General features: G+C 70.0%; 18 protein-coding genes. 13 read left to right on the top strand and 5 right to left on the bottom strand.

The window, feature by feature from the left end; genetic code table 11:
* Positions 1 to 197: 197 nt before the first annotated feature.
* The 5 genes from bioB (at position 198) to ABZ348_RS16780 (ending at position 4,703) form a co-directional block, all read left to right on the top strand.
* Positions 198 to 1,394: a biotin synthase BioB gene (bioB, locus tag ABZ348_RS16800; RefSeq protein ID WP_358933631.1), complete on the top strand. Its 1,197-nt coding sequence runs from the start codon at positions 198 to 200 to the stop codon at positions 1,392 to 1,394.
* Positions 1,387 to 2,706, top strand: coding sequence for an adenosylmethionine--8-amino-7-oxononanoate transaminase (locus ABZ348_RS16795; RefSeq protein ID WP_358933629.1), 1,320 nt, complete (start codon positions 1,387 to 1,389; stop codon positions 2,704 to 2,706). The genes bioB and ABZ348_RS16795 overlap by 8 nt, the downstream gene beginning before the upstream one ends.
* Before the next feature lie 137 nt (positions 2,707 to 2,843).
* Positions 2,844 to 3,557 carry a dethiobiotin synthase gene (gene bioD, locus ABZ348_RS16790; RefSeq protein ID WP_358933627.1) on the top strand — a complete coding sequence of 238 codons (714 nt, stop codon included), beginning with the start codon at positions 2,844 to 2,846 and terminating at the stop codon, positions 3,555 to 3,557.
* Between the two features lie 99 nt (positions 3,558 to 3,656).
* Positions 3,657 to 4,010: a VOC family protein gene (locus ABZ348_RS16785; protein ID WP_358933625.1), complete on the top strand. Its 354-nt coding sequence runs from the start codon at positions 3,657 to 3,659 to the stop codon at positions 4,008 to 4,010.
* Positions 4,011 to 4,040: 30 nt separating this feature from the next.
* On the top strand, positions 4,041 to 4,703 hold the full coding sequence (locus ABZ348_RS16780; RefSeq protein WP_358933623.1) for a class I SAM-dependent methyltransferase: 663 nt from the start codon (positions 4,041 to 4,043) through the stop codon (positions 4,701 to 4,703).
* Positions 4,704 to 4,748: 45 nt separating this feature from the next.
* Here the strand turns inward: ABZ348_RS16780 and ABZ348_RS16775 are convergent, their stop codons facing one another.
* Positions 4,749 to 5,120 carry a fic family toxin-antitoxin system, toxin component gene (locus ABZ348_RS16775; protein WP_358933621.1) on the bottom strand — a complete coding sequence of 124 codons (372 nt, stop codon included), beginning with the start codon at positions 5,118 to 5,120 and terminating at the stop codon, positions 4,749 to 4,751.
* The gene (locus ABZ348_RS16770) at positions 5,117 to 5,488 is read right to left on the bottom strand and encodes a toxin-antitoxin system HicB family antitoxin (protein ID WP_358933619.1); all 372 of its coding nucleotides are present in this window, start codon (positions 5,486 to 5,488) and stop codon (positions 5,117 to 5,119) included. The genes ABZ348_RS16775 and ABZ348_RS16770 overlap by 4 nt, the downstream gene beginning before the upstream one ends.
* 422 nt (positions 5,489 to 5,910) lie before the next feature.
* Here ABZ348_RS16770 and ABZ348_RS16765 point away from each other — a divergent pair, with 422 nt between their 5' ends.
* The 7 genes from ABZ348_RS16765 to ABZ348_RS16735 all read left to right on the top strand — a co-directional run bounded on the left by ABZ348_RS16765 (position 5,911) and on the right by ABZ348_RS16735 (position 13,484).
* A complete protein-coding gene (locus ABZ348_RS16765) occupies positions 5,911 to 6,378 on the top strand; it encodes a GNAT family N-acetyltransferase (RefSeq protein ID WP_358933617.1) in 468 nt (155 codons plus the stop codon).
* A 166-nt stretch (positions 6,379 to 6,544) separates the two neighbouring features.
* Positions 6,545 to 7,969 carry a hemolysin family protein gene (locus tag ABZ348_RS16760; protein WP_358933616.1) on the top strand — a complete coding sequence of 475 codons (1,425 nt, stop codon included), beginning with the start codon at positions 6,545 to 6,547 and terminating at the stop codon, positions 7,967 to 7,969.
* Positions 7,966 to 8,979 carry a hemolysin family protein gene (locus ABZ348_RS16755; protein ID WP_358933614.1) on the top strand — a complete coding sequence of 338 codons (1,014 nt, stop codon included), beginning with the start codon at positions 7,966 to 7,968 and terminating at the stop codon, positions 8,977 to 8,979. Before ABZ348_RS16760 ends, ABZ348_RS16755 begins: the two co-directional genes overlap by 4 nt.
* 143 nt (positions 8,980 to 9,122) lie before the next feature.
* Complete coding sequence (locus tag ABZ348_RS16750; RefSeq protein ID WP_358933612.1) at positions 9,123 to 9,902, top strand: SGNH/GDSL hydrolase family protein; 780 nt, start codon at positions 9,123 to 9,125, stop codon at positions 9,900 to 9,902.
* 95 nt (positions 9,903 to 9,997) lie between these two features.
* Positions 9,998 to 11,440: an adenylosuccinate lyase gene (purB, locus tag ABZ348_RS16745; RefSeq protein ID WP_358933610.1), complete on the top strand. Its 1,443-nt coding sequence runs from the start codon at positions 9,998 to 10,000 to the stop codon at positions 11,438 to 11,440.
* On the top strand, positions 11,437 to 11,985 hold the full coding sequence (gene mug, locus ABZ348_RS16740; protein ID WP_358933713.1) for a G/U mismatch-specific DNA glycosylase: 549 nt from the start codon (positions 11,437 to 11,439) through the stop codon (positions 11,983 to 11,985). The genes purB and mug overlap by 4 nt, the downstream gene beginning before the upstream one ends.
* A gap of 341 nt (positions 11,986 to 12,326) precedes the next feature.
* Positions 12,327 to 13,484: an ROK family transcriptional regulator gene (locus ABZ348_RS16735; protein ID WP_358933711.1), complete on the top strand. Its 1,158-nt coding sequence runs from the start codon at positions 12,327 to 12,329 to the stop codon at positions 13,482 to 13,484.
* An 82-nt stretch (positions 13,485 to 13,566) separates the two neighbouring features.
* Here ABZ348_RS16735 and ABZ348_RS16730 read toward each other — a convergent pair whose 3' ends face one another.
* Positions 13,567 to 14,331 carry a GntR family transcriptional regulator gene (locus ABZ348_RS16730; RefSeq protein ID WP_358933609.1) on the bottom strand — a complete coding sequence of 255 codons (765 nt, stop codon included), beginning with the start codon at positions 14,329 to 14,331 and terminating at the stop codon, positions 13,567 to 13,569.
* Positions 14,332 to 14,588: 257 nt separating this feature from the next.
* Positions 14,589 to 15,491 carry an RNA polymerase sigma factor SigJ gene (gene sigJ / locus ABZ348_RS16725; protein ID WP_358933607.1) on the bottom strand — a complete coding sequence of 301 codons (903 nt, stop codon included), beginning with the start codon at positions 15,489 to 15,491 and terminating at the stop codon, positions 14,589 to 14,591.
* A 159-nt stretch (positions 15,492 to 15,650) separates the two neighbouring features.
* Between sigJ and ABZ348_RS16720 the strand changes: the two genes are divergently transcribed.
* Entirely contained in the window at positions 15,651 to 16,484 is an 834-nt protein-coding gene (locus ABZ348_RS16720; RefSeq protein ID WP_358933605.1) for an alpha/beta fold hydrolase, read from the top strand.
* Between the two features lie 78 nt (positions 16,485 to 16,562).
* Here ABZ348_RS16720 and ABZ348_RS16715 read toward each other — a convergent pair whose 3' ends face one another.
* On the bottom strand, positions 16,563 to 17,543 hold the full coding sequence (locus ABZ348_RS16715) for a DMT family transporter (RefSeq protein ID WP_358933604.1): 981 nt from the start codon (positions 17,541 to 17,543) through the stop codon (positions 16,563 to 16,565).
* Between the last annotated feature and the right edge of the window lie 164 nt (positions 17,544 to 17,707).

The raw sequence follows: 17,707 nt of genomic DNA, 5'->3' as shown, positions 1-17,707 counted from the left end.
GCGTGCCAGGGCACGATAGACAGGCGGGACTTTGCGGACACGACCTAGGCCGTTGCGTGGGCCCTTTTGTAGGCAGCGCACAGACCCTAACCGCGCTCCCACCAGGAACGAGTGTGGTCATGCACACACCTCGGCCAGGGTCTCTTGTGGGGTTCGGCCTTTCCCCCCGGCGCTCCCGTACGTCAGGATCTAACGCCATGGACCTGCTGAAGACGCTGGTGGACAAGGGGCTGCGGCGCGAGCTGCCGACCCGTGAAGAGGCCCTCGCCGTACTGTCGTCCACGGACGACGAGCTGCTCGACGTGGTGGCCGCAGCCGGCCATGTGCGCCGCCAGTGGTTCGGCCGCCGGGTGAAGCTGAACTACCTCGTCAACCTCAAGTCGGGGCTCTGCCCGGAGGACTGCTCGTACTGTTCGCAGCGGCTCGGGTCGAAGGCGGAGATCCTCAAGTACACCTGGCTGAAGCCGGACGAGGCGGCGGGGGCGGCGGCTGCCGGCGTCGCGGGCGGCGCCAAGCGGGTCTGTCTGGTCGCGAGCGGACGGGGTCCGACCGACCGGGACGTCGACCGCGTCTCCCGGACCATCGAGGCGATCAAGGAGCAGAACGAGGACGTCGAGGTCTGCGCCTGTCTCGGCCTGCTGTCGCAGGGCCAGGCGGAGCGGTTGCGGGACGCGGGGGCGGACGCCTACAACCACAACCTCAACACGTCCGAAGGCACATACGGACAGATCACCACCACCCACACCTATGAGGACCGGGTGGACACCGTGCAGCAGGCCCAGGCCGCGGGCCTGTCGGCGTGCTCCGGTCTCATCGCCGGCATGGGCGAGAGCGATCAGGACCTGGTCGACGTGGTCTTCGCACTGCGGGAACTCGACCCCGACTCGGTGCCGGTCAACTTCCTCATCCCGTTCGAGGGCACGCCCCTGGCGAAGGAGTGGAACCTCACCCCGCAGCGCTGCCTGCGCATCCTCGCCATGGTCCGTTTCGTCTGCCCCGACGTGGAGGTGCGCCTCGCGGGCGGACGTGAGGTCCATCTGCGGTCCCTCCAGCCGCTCGCCCTGCACCTGGTGAACTCGATCTTCCTCGGGGACTATCTGACGAGTGAGGGCCAGGCCGGCAAGGCGGATCTGGACATGATCGCGGACGCCGGCTTCGAGGTGGAGGGCGCGGGCACGACGACCCTGCCCGAGCACCGGGCGGGCGGCTGCGGTTCGGTCTGCGGCGACGCGGGGCCGCAGACCGAAGGGTCGGCCACGGGATGCGGCGGAACGCCGAGCGCGGCCGAGCCGCCGGCAGTCCAGGAGGATCCGGCCGGAGCACCGGCCCCGCGCACCGACCTGGTCACCGTCCGCCGACGCGGCGCCGGCACGGATCTCGCGCCCAATGCCTGAGCCCCTTCCGTTCGAACCCTCCTCCGGGCCGCTGTCGGCGAGCGACCTGGTGGCACTGGATCGGGCCCATGTCTGGCACCCGTACGGTCCCATGCCCGGAAGGACCGACCCCCTGGTCGTGGAATCGGCGTCCGGCGTGCGTCTTCGGCTGGCCGAACCCGCGCACGGCCGGCGCGAACTGATCGACGGCATGTCGTCGTGGTGGTCGGCGATCCACGGCTACAACCACCCCGACCTCAATGCGGCGGCCCAGGACCAACTGGGCCGGATGAGCCATGTGATGTTCGGCGGGCTGACCCACGAGCCCGCCGTCCGGCTGGCCACCCGGCTCGTCGAGATCACCCCCGAGCCGCTGCGGCACGTCTTCCTCTGCGACTCGGGCTCGGTCTCGGTCGAGGTCGCGGTGAAGATGTGCCTCCAGCACTGGCGTTCCGTGGGCCGACCCGCCAAGCGACGGCTGTTGACCTGGCGCGGGGGCTACCACGGCGACACCTGGCAGCCGATGTCGGTCTGCGATCCCGAGGGCGGAATGCACCACCTCTGGTCCGGTGCGCTGCCGGAGCAGATCTTCGCCAGCGCGCCACCGCAGGAGTTCCAGGAGGCGTACGCGGATGGCCTGCGCACGCTAATCGCCCGGCACGCCGATGAACTCGCCGCGGTGATCGTGGAGCCCGTGGTGCAGGGTGCCGGGGGCATGAGGTTCCACTCCCCCGAGTACCTACGGGTGCTGCGGGACGCCTGCGACGCGCATGACGTACTGCTGGTCTTCGATGAGATCGCCACCGGCTTCGGGCGGACGGGCGAACTCTTCGCGGCCGAGTGGGCAGGGGTTTCGCCGGATGTGATGTGCCTGGGCAAGGCCCTGACGGGCGGCTATCTGACGATGGCGGCCACCCTATGCACCGGCCGGGTCGCCGAAGGCATCTCCCAGGGAGAGGTTCCGGTCCTGGCACACGGCCCGACGTTCATGGGCAATCCGCTGGCCACCGCGGTGGCGAACGCCTCGATCGACCTGCTGCTCGCCCAGAACTGGCGGAGCGAGGTACGCCGGTTGGAATCGGGCCTGCGGGCGGGGCTGGCACCGGCCGAAGGAGCACCGGGCGTCAAGGACGTCCGGGTGCTCGGCGGCATCGGTGTGATCCAACTCGATCATGAGGTCGACATGGCCGCGGCCACCGCCGCCGCCGTCCGGGCGGGGGTGTGGCTGCGCCCCTTCCGCGATCTGGTGTACGCGATGCCGCCGTACGTCACGGGCGACGAGGACCTCGCCCGGGTGTGCACCGCCCTGTGCGAGGCGGCAGCAGCGGGATAGGACCGGCGGGGCACCCCGGGGGCCCGGGAGCGGTTCCCCAGCTCCGGGCTCCCCTCCCCACGGCACGCCCGGGTGCGCGCCGTATCGTTCGCACGGTCGTACGACCGCACCACCGAGAGAGAGCCACTGCCACCGCTATGGGCATCATCGTCGTCTCCGGCACGGGGACCGAGATCGGAAAGACCGTCGTCACCGCTGCACTGGTCGCCGTCGCACGGGCCCGGGGCCAACGCGTCGCCGTGGTCAAACCCGCCCAGACAGGCGTGTCGGCGACCGAGCCGGGCGATCTCGACGAGGTGAGCCGGCTCGGTGGCGGGGTCCACGGCATTGAGTTGGCGCGCTTCGCCGAACCACTGGCTCCGGCCACGGCCGCGCGGCGCGCCGGGGTGAAGGGCGTCCGGCCCGATGAGACGGTCGCGGCGGTGCGGCAGTTGGCCGACGACTTCGACCTGGTGTTGGTGGAGGGTGCCGGTGGGCTGCTGGTGCGCTTCGACGAGGACGGCGGAACGCTCGCCGATGCGGCGAAACTCCTCTCCGCGCCCGTGCTGGTCGTGGCGCCCGCGGGCCTCGGAACCCTCAACTCCGTGGCACTGACCGCTGAGGCCCTCGCGGCCCGCGGCATAGCGCAGCTGGGGGTCGTCGTGGGGAGTTGGCCGCACCGACCCGATCTGGCCGCGCGCTGCAATGTGCAGGACCTGCCGCAGGTGGCGGGCGCTCCGCTGCTCGGTGCGGTCCCGGAGCGGGCGGGGCAACTGCGGCCGGTGGACTTCCGTGCGCAGGCCACCCGCTGGCTGGCTCCCCGGCTCGGCGGGGTGTGGGACGAGAGGGCACTCGCGTCGACGGCGGGCTGACGTCCCTGCCTTCGTGAGAAGCCGAACCCCCGTCCGGAACCTCGGCACCGCGGTCGCGGCGAACATTCGGTCGGCGCGCCATGGTCCTACGCTGGCCGGATGCGAGCACGGATCGAAGAGATCGTCATCGACTGTCATGACCCGGCCCGGCTGGTGCGGTTCTGGGCCGCACTGCTCGGCGGTGACCCGGTGGACCGTGACCCGGGTTGGTCCTTCGTGGATCCGCCCGGCTCGCTGCGCGTCGCCTTCCAGCGGGTACCCGAGGGCAAGGCGGTCAAGAACCGGCTCCACCTCGATCTGTCGGCCGGGACCGTGGAGGCGGCTTCGGATGAGGCGGTCGCCCTGGGTGCGGTTCGGCTGGGTGAGGTCGTCGCCGATGCGGCGGGGCGGTTCCAGGTGCTGGCCGATCCGGAGGGGAACGAGTTCTGTTTCGTCCAGGGTGGAGGAGAATAGGGAGCGGGGACCTTTCACCGGGAGGCCGTGATGAGTCCGCGTACCGACGTATCCCCCATCACTGTCCATCACCCGCTGTTCGCTCGCTTCTACGCCCGGTTCAGCGTGGCCGCCGACAAGTCGGCAGGCATCGCGGGCATCCGTGCGGAGTTGCTGGCCTCCCTGTCGGGTCGGGTGATCGAGATCGGCGCCGGCAACGGACTGAACTTCCCGCACTATCCGGCCACCGTCGGTGAGGTGGTCGCGCTTGAACCGGAAGGCTCGTTGCGGGCCCTGGCGCTGCGGGCAGCGGACGGCACCGGGGTGCCGGTGGAGGTGGTGCCCGGAGTGGCCGAGGCGCTGCCCGTCGACAGCGAGTCCTTCGACGCGGCCGTGATGTCCCTGGTGCTCTGTTCGGTACGGGACGTTCCGCGGGCGCTCCGCGAGGTGCGTCGGGTCCTGCGCCCCGGCGGTGAACTGCGGTTCTTCGAGCACGGGCTGGCGAGGACGGCCGGGGCTGCACGGGTGCAGCGAGCGCTGGACCGTACGGTCTGGCCCCGCCTCTTCGGCGGTTGTCACACCGCACGGGACACGGTTGCCGCACTGGAGGACGCAGGCTTCAGGGGCATCCGGTACGAACGGTTGCGGGTGCCTGAGCGCGGGATCGCGGCTCCGACGTCGCCCTGTGTGCTGGGGGTCGCGCACAACCCGTGAGGCGAACGGCCGGCCGATGCCGCCCGGAGGGGGTCGCGGCGGCCGTCAACTGCTCCACAGGCGAAGCTCGTCGGCGATCACCCGGACGTCCGCCTTGCCCGACTTCACGAGCCGGGCCAGATCGCGCACCCGTTCGGGGGAGGCGTCGACCTGTTCCCCGCTGGCCACGAGATAGCCGTAGGCGACGGCGGATGCGTACAGCGCATTGGAGTGTTCCAGAGCCGGCACGTGGAGCAGCAGTTGGAGCAGGGAGGCGGCACGGGTGTGCGGGTCGCTGTACACGGGGATGCCGAAGATCTCGGCCTCATGGCGGCTGACGGCGGCGACGAGCGCGCCCCAGTCGGTGACTTGGGGGTCGCCCGGGGTCCGGTACTCGGCGACCATCAACAGCCAGGCGAGGTCGATCTGAAGGGTCAACGCGTGCCTTCGTCCGCGGTGGGGCCGTACCCGGTCGGGGTGCGCGTGGCGGCCGAACCGGGGGTGGTGGGTCTCGGGTGGGGATCGCTCCCTGTGGTGGGACGGCGATCGGAAGGCGGTTCCTCGAAGCCCTGGACGTCCTTGGTCGAGGCGGCGACGCCGTCGCCCGGGTCCTCCGCGAAGACGGCGGCATAGCGCTTCATGAAGTCGGCTGCGGCCTCCACGAAGGTGCGGCCCGCCTCCCCCGCGTCCTGCCGGACCAGCTCTTCGATGTAGCGGTTGACGCTCATCCCGCGCTGTTGGGCCCGGTCGCGGGCGGCCTGTGCGGTGGATTCGTCCACGCGCACGTTCAACTGGGTCTTGGCCATGACAAAAAGCTAGCGCGGTTCTGCTAGCACCCGCAAGCAGAACGGTCGACCCGAGCAGGTGCCCCCTACACCCGACCCCGCGTACGCGACCTCCGACGGACGTCCACCGACACCGTGGGCCACTTACTCTCCTCGAATCCATCGGCGTGAGGAACGGTCCTGGAACGGCTGAGGTCGTTCACCCGTACGGGCCACGCGTCCCAGCCGTACGAACACGGGTCGGACACACCCGGGGGAGACTGCCCCGTCCTGTCGTGAGCGGCCCCGCGGACGCACCGACCCCGGGACGGGGTCGCGGTGGAACCCACATGATCCGCGGCGACCGCACCGACCGCGCTGCTCAGGAGTGACTTGGTGTGACCAGCGGTGATCCGCGAAAAGGTGGTGGCAACCGGCGACCGTGCCGTGTTTGGCTCCTGCCCATGACTTCAGCGATCGACCGTGACGCCCCCACCGGGTTGGGGATACGAACCGCTCGGGCGGAGGATGCGGAGGCCGTGCTCGCCTTCTGGGCCGAAGCCGCCGAGGGCACGAGCATCACCGACGACGTGGCCGGAGTGACCCGGCTGATCACCCGGGACCCCGAGGCGCTGATCCTCGCCGAGTGGGACGGCGTCCTCGTGGGGTCGGTGATCGCCGGGTACGACGGCTGGCGCTGCTCGCTCTACCGGCTCGCCGTGCTCCCCGCCCACCGCCGCAGGGGAATCGCTTCCGCACTGCTGGAGGCGGCGGAGGTGCGTTTCCTGGCAGCGGGCGGGCGGCGCGGCGACGCTATGGTGTTGGAAGCCAATGAGCGGGCTCAGCATGCTTGGGCAGCGGCCGGGTACCAACGTGAGGACCACTGGCGACGCTGGGTGAAGCCCTACCCATGGTCCGCCAACGGCGACTGAGTCCGCCAGCCACCTATTCATCGAGCGGTTTTGCCGATCCTTTACCATGGGTGGACCATCAATCTCCTTAGGAAAGGTGTGAGCGTCCATCCATGGGCGAGCCTCCCAGTAGTAGACATCGAGCGTTCCTCCTGCCCCTGCCCGATCATGGGACGGAGGTGACCCGATGACCGAAGTGCTCCTCCTGTTCGTGGCAGTGCTGCTCTCGCTGGCCTGCGGAGTGTTCGTCGCGGCAGAGTTCTCCCTCACCACCGTCGAGCGCAGCGATCTGGAACGCGCCGTCGAGCGCAACGAGCGAGGCGCGGCCAGCGCCCTCAAGGCCGTACGCGGCCTCACCTTCCAGCTCTCCGGCGCACAGCTCGGCATCACCGTCACCAACCTGGTCGTCGGCATGCTCTCCGAGCCCTCCATCTCCAAGCTGATCCGCGGTCCGGTGGAGGACCTCGGCCTCTCCCCGTCCGTGGCGTCGTCCGTGGCCCTGGTCCTCGGTACCGCGCTCTCCACGGTCGTCCTGATGGTCGTCGGCGAGTTGGTCCCCAAGAACTGGGCGATCTCGTCCCCGCTGGCCGTGGCCAAGGTCGTCGCCCCGGCGCAGCGACTGTTCACGGCCGCCTTCAAGCCGCTCATCAGCCACCTCAACAACACCGCGAACCGCATCCTGCGGCGGCTCGGGATGGAACCGACCGAGGAACTGGCGTCGGCGCGCAGCCCCCAGGAGCTGGTGGCGCTCGCACGCCACTCCGCCAAGGAAGGCGCGCTGGAGGCGGACACCGCCGAACTGTTCGTGCGCACCCTGAACCTCGCCGACCTCACCGCGGAGAACGTGATGACCCCGCGGGTCCAGGTCACGGCGCTCGAGGTGCAGGCCACCGCCGAGGACGTGGCCAATGCCACCCGCGCCACCGGCCTCTCCCGCTTCCCCGTCTACCGCGGAAACCTGGACACGGTCGTCGGCATCGCACACATCAAGGACGTACTGGCCGTACCCGCCGACCAGCGTGCGCGGCGAAGCGTCTCCGAAGTGCTGCGGGAGCCCCTCCTCGTACCGGAGACACTCACCGTGGACCGACTGATGGACCGCTTGGGCGGCAAGTCGACCATGGCCGTCGTCATCGACGAGTACGGCGGTACGGCCGGCGTGGTCACCATGGAGGACATCGTCGAGGAGGTCGTCGGCGAAGTGCGGGACGAGCACGATCCGCACGAGACGCCGGACCTCGCCGCAGCCGGCCATGACGCGGACGGCAGATCGCTCTGGTCCGCGGACGGTGCCGCGCGCACCGACCAGTTGGAGCGCGTCGGTCTGCGGGTGCCCGAAGGCCCGTACGAGACCCTTGCCGGTCTCATCGCGACCGAGCTCGGTCGCATTCCGGCGGAGAACGACCGCATCGACCTCCAGGGCTGGCGGCTCGATGTGGTGGACGCCTCCGGACGACGGGCCGCTCGGGTGCTGATGCACGCCCCGCTGCCCTCATCGGACACCGAGGCCCCCGAAGACCCGCACGCCGTCGCTGGCGCTGACCGCAGGGAGAAGACCACCCACACCGTGGACGAATCGAACTCCCAGCGCCCCGAGGAGACCGGACGATGATCGCGATCCAACTCCTCATCGGCCTGGCGACCCTCGTGGTCAACGCGTTCTTCGTGGGTGCCGAGTTCGCCCTGATCTCGGTGCGCCGCAGCCAGATCGAGCCGGCCGCCGAGGCGGGCGACCGCAGGGCCCGCAGTGTGCTCTGGGGCCTTGAGCACGTGTCGGCACTGTTGGCGGCGGCACAGCTGGGCATCACCCTCTGTACGTTGATCCTCGGCATCGTGGCCGAGCCGGCCATCGCCCATCTGCTGGAGCCGGTGTTCGACTCGCTCGGGGTGCCCCACGGGGCCGTGCATCCGATCTCGTTCGTGATCGCACTATCGCTGGCGACGTACCTGCACATGCTGCTCGGCGAAATGGTGCCCAAGAACATCGCACTGGCCGAGCCCACGCGCAGCGCCCTCCTGCTGGGCCCGCCGCTCGTGGCCGTCGCCAAGGCGCTGCGCCCGGTGATCTTCACGATCAACGCCTTCGCCAACACCCTGCTCAAACTCCTGCGGGTGGAGGCCAAGGACGAGGTCGCGGCGACGTACTCGGATGCCGAGCTCGCCCGGATGGTGCGGGACGCCGGTGACGCCGGTCTGCTGGACGACCGCTCGGCCGAGCGGTTGCGGGACGCCCTGGAACTGGGCCGACGGCCGGTGCGCGATGTGATCATGCCGGTCGAGCAGGTCGTGTACGCACGGGTGGGCACCACGCCCGAACAGCTGGAGGCGCTCTCCGCCGAGTCGGGCTTCTCGCGCTTCCCGGTGATCGACACGGGGCGCAACATCCTGGGCTACCTCCATGTGAAGGACGCCCTGGACGCCACCCCGCGCGAGGTCGCGTTCCCGGTGACGGCGATGCGGCCGATCGCCCGGGTGCGGGGCACGACTCCGCTGGACGACGCCTTGACGGCGATGCGGCGCAGCCGCACCCATCTGGCGGCGGTCCTCGACGAGGACGGTCGGCCCGAGGGCCTGGTGACCATGGAGGACGTCCTCCGTGAGCTGGTGGGCGCCCAGGACTGACCGGGGGAGAACAGCGGCGACGGCCTCGATCCACAGGGATCGGGGCCGTTCCCGTGCCCGCTCCTCCGGACGCCCGGTGGAGCGGCAGCGTGGTGCGTTCGGTCAGCCGACCGCGCTCTACCGGACGGTAGTATTGCTGCGCCATGGAGATGAGTGCCCATTACACAAGTTTTGTCGCCATCGGTGACTCCTTCACCGAGGGCATGTCCGACCTCCAGCCGGATGGCAGCTACCGCGGCTGGGCGGACCTCCTCGCGGCCCGGCTCGCCCTGCGCAGGGACGGGTTCCGGTACGCCAACCTCGCCGTGCGCGGCAAGTTGATCGGCCAGATCGTCGACGAGCAGGTCGGGGTGGCCGCAGCCATGGGCGCGGACGTGGTGACCCTGGTCGGCGGCCTCAACGACACCCTGCGGCCGAAGTGCGACATGGGGCGGGTATGCGGACTGCTGGAGGAGGCCGTGGAGCGGCTCGCCCCGGCGTGTGGACGTCTGGTGCTGATGCACAGCCCGGGACGCCAGGGTCCCGTGCTGGCCAGATTCCGTCCGCGCATGGAGATGCTGTTCGCCCACATCGACACCCTGGCGGCCCGGCACGGCGCGCTGGTGGTGGACCTCTACGGCTCCGGCGCGCTCGGCGACCCACGGCTGTGGGACGTGGACCGGCTGCACCTGACGACGGAGGGACATCGCCGTGTGGCGGAGGCGGTCGCCCAGACCCTGGGTCTTGACCCCGAGGACGATTGGCGAACGCCCCTGGCACCCGTGCCGCCCACCCGCTGGGCAGTGCGCCGTACGGCTGATCTCCGCTTCGCCCAGCAGCACCTGGGGCCCTGGATCGGCCGCCGGCTGACCGGTCGCTCGTCCGGCGACGGGCGCTCCGCGAAGCGCCCCGATCTCCTGCCCTACGAACCGCCCCGGTCCTGAGCGGGGGCGCCCGAACAGGTGTGGGGGCGTTCGTAGCAACGTACAACCGAGGCCGGGGCGCTGGCCTGCACAAACCGCCAGTAGAATCAGGCCGTGTGACTGCTGTGTCTGCGAAGCCCCGCATCCCCAATGTCCTGGCCGGCCGCTATGCCTCGGTAGAGCTGGCCGCCCTGTGGTCCCCCGAACAGAAGGTGAAGCTGGAGCGTCAGCTCTGGCTCGCCGTGCTGCGCGCTCAGAAGGACCTCGGCATCGAGGTCCCCGACGCGGCCCTGACCGACTACGAACGCGTCCTCGACCAGGTCGACCTGGCGTCGATCGCCGAGCGGGAGAAGATCACCCGCCACGATGTGAAGGCGCGGATCGAGGAGTTCAACGCCCTCGCCGGCCATGAGCAGGTCCACAAGGGCATGACCTCGCGCGATCTCACCGAGAACGTGGAGCAGCTCCAGATCAGGCTGTCACTGGAGCTGATGCGCGACCGCACGGTCGCCGTCCTCGCCCGCCTCGGCAAGCTGTCCGCCGAGTACGCGGAGCTGGTGCTCGCCGGTCGTTCCCACAACGTCGCAGCGCAGGCCACCACGCTCGGGAAGCGTTTCGCCACGGCCGCCGATGAGCTGCTGGCGGCCTACGGGCGGCTGGAAGACCTGTTGGAGCGCTATCCGCTGCGCGGGATCAAGGGCCCGGTCGGCACCGCACAGGACATGCTCGACCTGCTCGGCGGCGATGCCGGCAAGCTCGCCGACCTGGAGCAGCGGATCGCCGGCCACCTGGGCTTCTCCCAGGCGTTCACCTCGGTCGGTCAGGTCTACCCGCGCTCGCTCGACTACGAGGTGGTCACGGCGCTGGTACAGCTGGCCGCTGCCCCCTCTTCGATGGCCAAGACGATTCGTCTGATGGCCGGCCACGAGTTGGTCACCGAGGGCTTCAAGCCGGGCCAGGTCGGTTCGTCGGCGATGCCGCACAAGATGAACACGCGCTCCTGCGAGCGGGTGAACGGTCTGATGGTGATCCTGCGCGGTTACGCCTCGATGACCGGGGAACTGGCGGGCGACCAGTGGAACGAGGGCGACGTGTCCTGTTCCGTGGTGCGTCGGGTGGCCCTGCCGGACGCCTTCTTCGCCTTCGACGGGCTGTTGGAGACCTTCCTGACCGTGCTGGACGAGTTCGGCGCCTTCCCGGCGGTCATCGCCCGGGAGCTGGACCGCTATCTGCCGTTCCTGGCCACCACCAAGGTGCTGATGGGTGCGGTGCGGGCCGGGGTGGGCCGGGAGGTCGCCCACGAGGCGATCAAGGAGAACGCGGTGGCCTCGGCACTCGCCATGCGCGAGCAGGGTGCGGAGCGCAATGAGCTCCTCGACAAGCTCGCCGCCGACGAGCGCATTCCGCTGAGCCGCAGCGAACTGGACGCGTTGATGGCGGACAAGCTGTCCTTCACGGGTGCCGCCGCCGACCAGGTGGCCCAGGTGGTCGCGCGGATCGAGGAGATCGTCAAGCGTCACCCGGAGGCCGCAGGCTACGCCCCGGGGTCGATCCTCTGACCCCCGACGAGTTGGAGGCCGCCCGCGACCGCGTCATCGACGACGTGGTCGCGGGCGGTCTGTCCGTTCTCTTCTGTGGCATCAACCCGGGACTGATGTCGGCGGCGACCGGTCATCACTTCGCCCGTCCCGGCAATCGGTTCTGGCCCGTGCTGCATCGCTCCGGATTCACTCCGCGCCAGTTGCAGCCGGCGGAGCAGCGGGAGTTGCTCGCCCACGGCCTCGGGATCACCAATGTGGTGGCGCGGGCGACCGCGCGGGCCGACGAGTTGACCCGTGAGGAGTACGTGGCGGGCGGACGGCTGCTGACGGCCAAGGTGGAGCGGCTGGAACCCCGCTGGCTCGCGGTGGTGGGGGTCATGGCGTACCGGACGGCCTTCGACGAGCGCTCCGCGCGGGTGGGGCGGCAGGACCGGACGATCGGCACCACCAGGATCTGGGTACTGCCCAACCCCAGTGGTCTCAACGCGCACTGGAGCACCGCGGCCATGGCCGACGAGTACGCCGTACTGCGCGAGGCCGCGGAGCTCGGGCCCGAGGACTGAACTCGAAGGAGTCGCCCCCTTGGAGTGCCCCTGCGCCGCCGGGGCACTCCTGCGGCCGGCGCAGCGTTCCGAGGTGGTAGCCGTCCTCCCGGATCGCTGCCGCCGGCAGGCGCCGGGGATCCGTGACGAAGGTGCGGACAGGCTTGCGGAGGTCGCCTCGCGCCCGGTCCGGTGCGGAGCTTCGACCCGGGACGACACCGCCCCGATGGTGTCCGTTGGTCAGGGAACGAACGCGCTGCGTTGCAGCCTGCGCAGCAATCGTGCACGTCGTTCGGCCAACGAGTACGATCCGGCAGACACACGCGCCCGAACTGCACGAGTGAGGGCTGGAAGGACACATGGTGGGGCGGCTGACCGGCGGTGATCCGTCGCTGCTGCGGCGGATCAACTCCGCGGTGGTACTCCATGCTCTGCGAGGCGCGGGCTCTCCGACGCTGACGGATCTCACGCGCGTCACCGGCCTGTCACGGCCGACGGTCGAGGGTGTGATCGAAGGGCTCATCGAAGCGGGACTGGTCGCCGAGTCGGTTCCCGAGGAGGGCGAGGCACGACGTCAGGGCAGGCCCGCGAGACGGTTCCGGTTCCGCGTCGAGGCCGGGCACCTCCTCGGTGTCGAGATCGGCCCCCACCGGGTGGCCGCGTTGGTCTCCGGGCTGGACGGCCGCATCATCGGTGCGGGTTCCCGAGAGGTCTCGGAGACGGCGTCCGCGGACGATCGGCTGGAGCGGGTGCGACTGGTGATCGCGGACGTGCTGCGTCGAACGGGGATCGCCCGCACCAGCTTGCGCGCGGTCGGTGTCGGCTCCCCCGGCATCGTGGAGGCGGACGGCACCGTACGACTGGGCACGGCGCTGCCCGGCTGGACCGGGCTGGCGTTGGGGCAGCGGCTCCAACGCTCGTTCCGCTGCCCGGTGCTGGTGGAGAACGATGCCAACGCCGCGGCGGTGGCCGAGCATTGGAAGGGCTCCGGCAAGGATTCGGACGACATCGTCTTCGTCCTCGCGGGCCTCAGCCCGGGTGCCGGATCGCTGATCGGCGGCCGGTTGCACCGCGGGTTCGGTGGTGCGGCCGGTGAGATCGGAGCTCTGCACCTATTGGGTCGCGAGGTCTCGCCGGAGAAACTGCTGTCGCCGACCGACGAGCCGTTGCACCCCCTGGACGAGCAGGCGGTGGCCAATGTGTTCGCGTTGGCGCGGCAGGGCGACTTCCGGGCTCAGGCGGCCGTGGAGCGCTTCATCCAGCGACTGGTCCACGATGTGGCGGCGCTGGTCCTGGCACTCGATCCCGAGGTCGTGGTGGTCGGGGGCTGGGCCGCGGGGTTGGACGGGGTGCTGGATCCGCTGCGCGACGAGTTGGCGCGCTACTGCCTCCGGCCCCCGCGGGTGACGCTCTCCCTCCTCGGTGAGGCGGCCGTGGCGACGGGGGCTCTCAGGCTCGCGCTCGACCACGTCGAGGAGGAGTTGTTCGCGGTGGAGGGAACGGTGACGGCCCGCCACTGAGCCGGAGCTCGGTGCGGGCCGTCAAGGTCCGGCTGTCCCCTCCGTGCCGCCAGGAGCGGCGCGGAGGGTGTGGAACGCCCACTCAGGAAGCGCGGCGCTCTTCCACGGGGTGGCTGATCTCCACGTCACCGGCGTCACCGAAGGTGAGCCGGCAGGTGTCTGCGCGGTAGGTAGCGACGGTCACGGCCGCGGTCCTGCCCTGGGACAGGTACCGGGTGGTGACCACCAACACGGGTGCACCGGGGAGTCGGTCGAGTTCCTTGGCGTCGTCGGCGCGGGCCGAACCCAACTCGACCGAACGGTCCTGGCCGTCGAGGTCGAGGCGCTGGAGTTCCCGCAGGACCGCGCGGGCCCGGGACGGACCGGACGGCGCGTCTATGGCCGACAGGTCGGGAACGGACGCCACCGGGACGTACAGCAGTTCCGCGGCGACCGGGTGGCCGTGGGAGACACGCAGCCTGCGCAGCGCGTAGGTCTCGTCTTCCGTGCCGGTGCCGAGCATCCGGGCGACCGCGGCCGGCGGAACCGCCTTGGCGCAGTCGAAGGACTGCCAGGCGTCCTGGGCGGCCCCGGGCCAGGCCGGGCGGCTGGTGGAGACGTCCACCCCGACGCGCGGTGGCGCGACGGTGGTACCGACTCCGCGCCGGCGCTGGAGTCGTCCTTCGAGTTCGAGTTGTTCGAGAGCTTGCCGGAGCGTGGCCCGGGCAACCCCGAAGCGAGCCGCGAGGTCACGCTCGTTGGGCAGGACCTCACCGACTGAGAAGTCAGAGTCGAGTGCTTCTCCGATCACGTTCTTCAGGTGCCAGTACTTCGGTTCCGGCACTGATTCCAGCTGCGTGGTCCCCACCCTGATCCTCCGCATTTCGCCGTGTCAGCGGCGGCTTTTCCGCGCCCTTGTTTATTAAAGGTTCCTGCACTATCTCAGCCGACGATAAGGCGACGCGGCACCTTGGTCAAGACCAATCCTGCCTCGCCACACCAGGAAAATCGGCTGCCTTATACAAGCGTTCATGGGGCGTTCGCACCGTGGAACGGTGCGCCTTATGCACAGTCCACGCGTTTTCGACTTTTCGGACCATGGCTTCCGACGTGCGAAGCCATGCATCAAAGCGAGGCGATCGCAGCGAATTTGTCGGGGTTGCGCACGATGTAGATGCACTGGACGAGCCCGTTTGCGATCTCCAGCTGGACGACGGTGTCCGGCTTCCCCGCGGAACGGAGGACGATGCCCGGTGCACCGTTGATCTCGGTGAGCTGGTAGTCGGCGGCCGGCACCGGCGTCTGCCCGACGGCCAGCAGGAACCGGCTGACCTTGTCGGCACCGACCATGATCCGGAGCGGCGCCTTGCTCTTGCCACCACTGTCGCCGACCAGCCGCACCTGGGGCGCCAGCAGTCCCAACAGGTCCTCCAGGTCACCTCCGGAGGCAGCCGCGAGGAAGCGCTCCGTCAGATCGCGACACTCCTCGGGGTTCGCGCGGTAGCGGGGTTTGCGCTCGTCGACCCGTCGACGGGCCCTGACCGCCAGTTGACGCACGGCGGCTTCGGAACGATCGAGCGTGGCGGCGATCTCTCCGTAGGGGAACCCGAACGCCTCGCGCAGCACGAACACTGCACGTTCCAGGGGCGAGAGCGACTCCAAGACCACAAGGACGGCAAAGGAGACCGATTCGGCCAGAATCGTACGCTCCGCGGCGTCGGCCGACGTGGCGGCGAAGTCCGTGGCGATCGGTTCCGGGAGCCATGGCCCGACGTACGACTCCCGGCGCGAGCGGATCTGACGGAGCCGGTCGATCGCGAGTCGGGCGGTGATGCGGACGAGATAGGCGCGCGGTTCCCGCACCTCTGGGGCGGCGGCGCCACCATCCGAACCCCGCGCTGACCAGCGCAGCCACGCCTCCTGCACCACGTCTTCGGCGTCGACCGCCCGACCCAGCATGCGGTACGCCACGCCGGTCAGGACTGGGCGGTGCTCTTCGAAGACGTCGGTGAGGGTATCGGTCGCCACTCGTCCATCCCAACCGAACCGGCCCCCGGGTGTCCAGCCGGGCCCGAACGCCCCGGCTGGAAGTGACGGTCCTCTTGAACCAAAAGCTACCGAAGGGTAATCATTGCTGACACCCCGTCTACAGCGCTCACGCAGGGGTGACACGAGGGAGTGGGAGACATGGTCGCAAGTATTTCGTTCTCCGTCGCATCACCCCAGGGCAGCCGAAAACTATCTGTTTCATATGAAAGGGCGGGAGCGGGAGAACCCCTCTTGCTTCTGCACGGCATAGGACATCACTGGCAGGCGTGGGAACCCGTGCTGGGGATCTTGGCCGCCGAACGGGATGTCATCGCCGTTGACCTGCCCGGATTCGGAATCTCGCCGCCATTGACTGGTGGGATTTCTTATGACTTGCCCACCATCAGTACCGCGCTCGGTGCCTTCTGTACGGCACTGGGCGTCGAGCGACCGCATGTTGCGGGTAATTCCCTGGGCGGACTGCTGGCCCTTGAGTTGGGACGGGGAAAGATCGTCCGATCGGTCACGGCGCTCTCGCCTGCGGGTTTCTGGAGCGAAGCCGAACGCCGATATGCGTTCGGCACCCTCAGGTCGATGCGGGCCGCTGCCCGTGCGCTACCGCTGCCGCTGATCGAGGGCCTGTCCAAGACCACGGCCGGGCGCACGGCCCTGACCGGGACGATCTACGCCCGCCCCGCAAGGCGGGCACCGGATGCGGTCATCGCCGAGACCCTCGCGCTACGCGCGGCGACCGGCTTCCAGCAGACCCTGGCCGCCGGCGGTGGCGTCCGGTTCACGGACGACGTGCCGGACGTGCCCGTGACCATCGCCTGGGGCACCAAGGACCGCCTCCTGCTGCGGCGCCAGGGCGTGCGCGCCAAACGCACCATCCCCGGCGCGCGTCTGGTGCGGCTGCCGGGCTGTGGACACGTACCCATGAACGACGATCCGGCGCTGGTCGCGCGGGTGTTGCTCGACGGCAGCAGCCGCTGAACGCGGACGGGACGGAAGGCGGCGCTCCTGGCGCTCTGCGGCGGGCACACGCACCGCGGATGCGCCAGGAGCGGACGGCTAACGTCCGGTCCGATCGGCTTCCTTCGGCTCCCCCGCGGTGTCCAACGGCCGCTCCGGTGGCACCGCATCCCTTCGGCGTCGGCCGCCGAACACCCCGGACCCGAACACCGCGCCCAATCCGACGAGCACTCCGCCAGCGGCCTGCGCCGGGCCGAAGGTGCCGGCACCCACGAGCGGAGCCGTGAGGGCCGCGGTCACTGGAATCACACCGGTGAAGAGGGTGGCGCGCTCGGTGCCGATGCGCTGGATGCCCATGTACCAGGTCACAAAGCCGATCACGGTGACGACGGCAGCCTGCCAGAGCAGGGCGGCGGCTTCCGCCCCGTCCGGCATCCGAACGAAACCGGAACCATCCAGCACCAGACCGATGATCGTGGATTCGACCGCCGCGACGGCACAGACGCAGGCCGTCAGGAGCCGGGGCCCGAGCGGACGCAGCACCGGTGCGGCGAGGACCGCGAACCCCACCTCCCCGATCAGCGCGGCCACCGACCAGACGATGCCCGCGGTGTCGGTTCGCCCCCATCCCTGGACCGTCAGCGCCCCCACGGCCACCAGCAGTGCTCCCCACAGGACCGGACGGGTGGGTCGTCGACCGTCGACGAGGGGGACGAGGACGGCGACCACCACCGGGGCGCAGCCCACGAACACCCCCGGAACCGCCGGCTCGGCGGTGCGTTCGGCAGCAAGGATGGCCAGGTTGAAGCCGACCATGCCGACCCCCGCGAGCAGGGCGATGCGTCCCCACTGAGCGGGCCTCAACGCGGCCACCGGCCCGAGGGCGGCCCTACCGCCCAGCAGGGGGAGCAGCAGCAGGAAGGCGAGTGCGTACCGTACGGCCTGGCCGCCCGCGTACGGGTACTCCCCGAGCACGCTGTTGGCCGTGAACGAGGCTCCCACAAGGCAGTAGGCAAAGGAGACGAGCAGGACGCCGCGGAGGGCGTCGGAGTGGGAGCGATGCGGGGGTCGGTGGTCCATGCCCCTGACGCTAGGGAGCCGGGCGGTCCCCTTTAAGGGCCACTTTCGTGAGGTCATCGAGGACCAATTCGGGAGCCCGGTCGATCGCCGCGGTCCGTGGTGACTGTGGGGCTCCAACACGGGTCTGGAACCATCCGATGGGCGTGCGGCGTTCGGCGATCAGA

This window comes from Streptomyces sp. NPDC005963, assembly GCF_040638655.1.
In the GTDB taxonomy this organism is placed as follows: Bacteria; Actinomycetota; Actinomycetes; order Streptomycetales; family Streptomycetaceae; genus Streptomyces.
The sequence above is the reverse complement of the archived record's forward strand: the minus strand, read 5'-3'. Positions and strand labels throughout refer to the sequence as shown.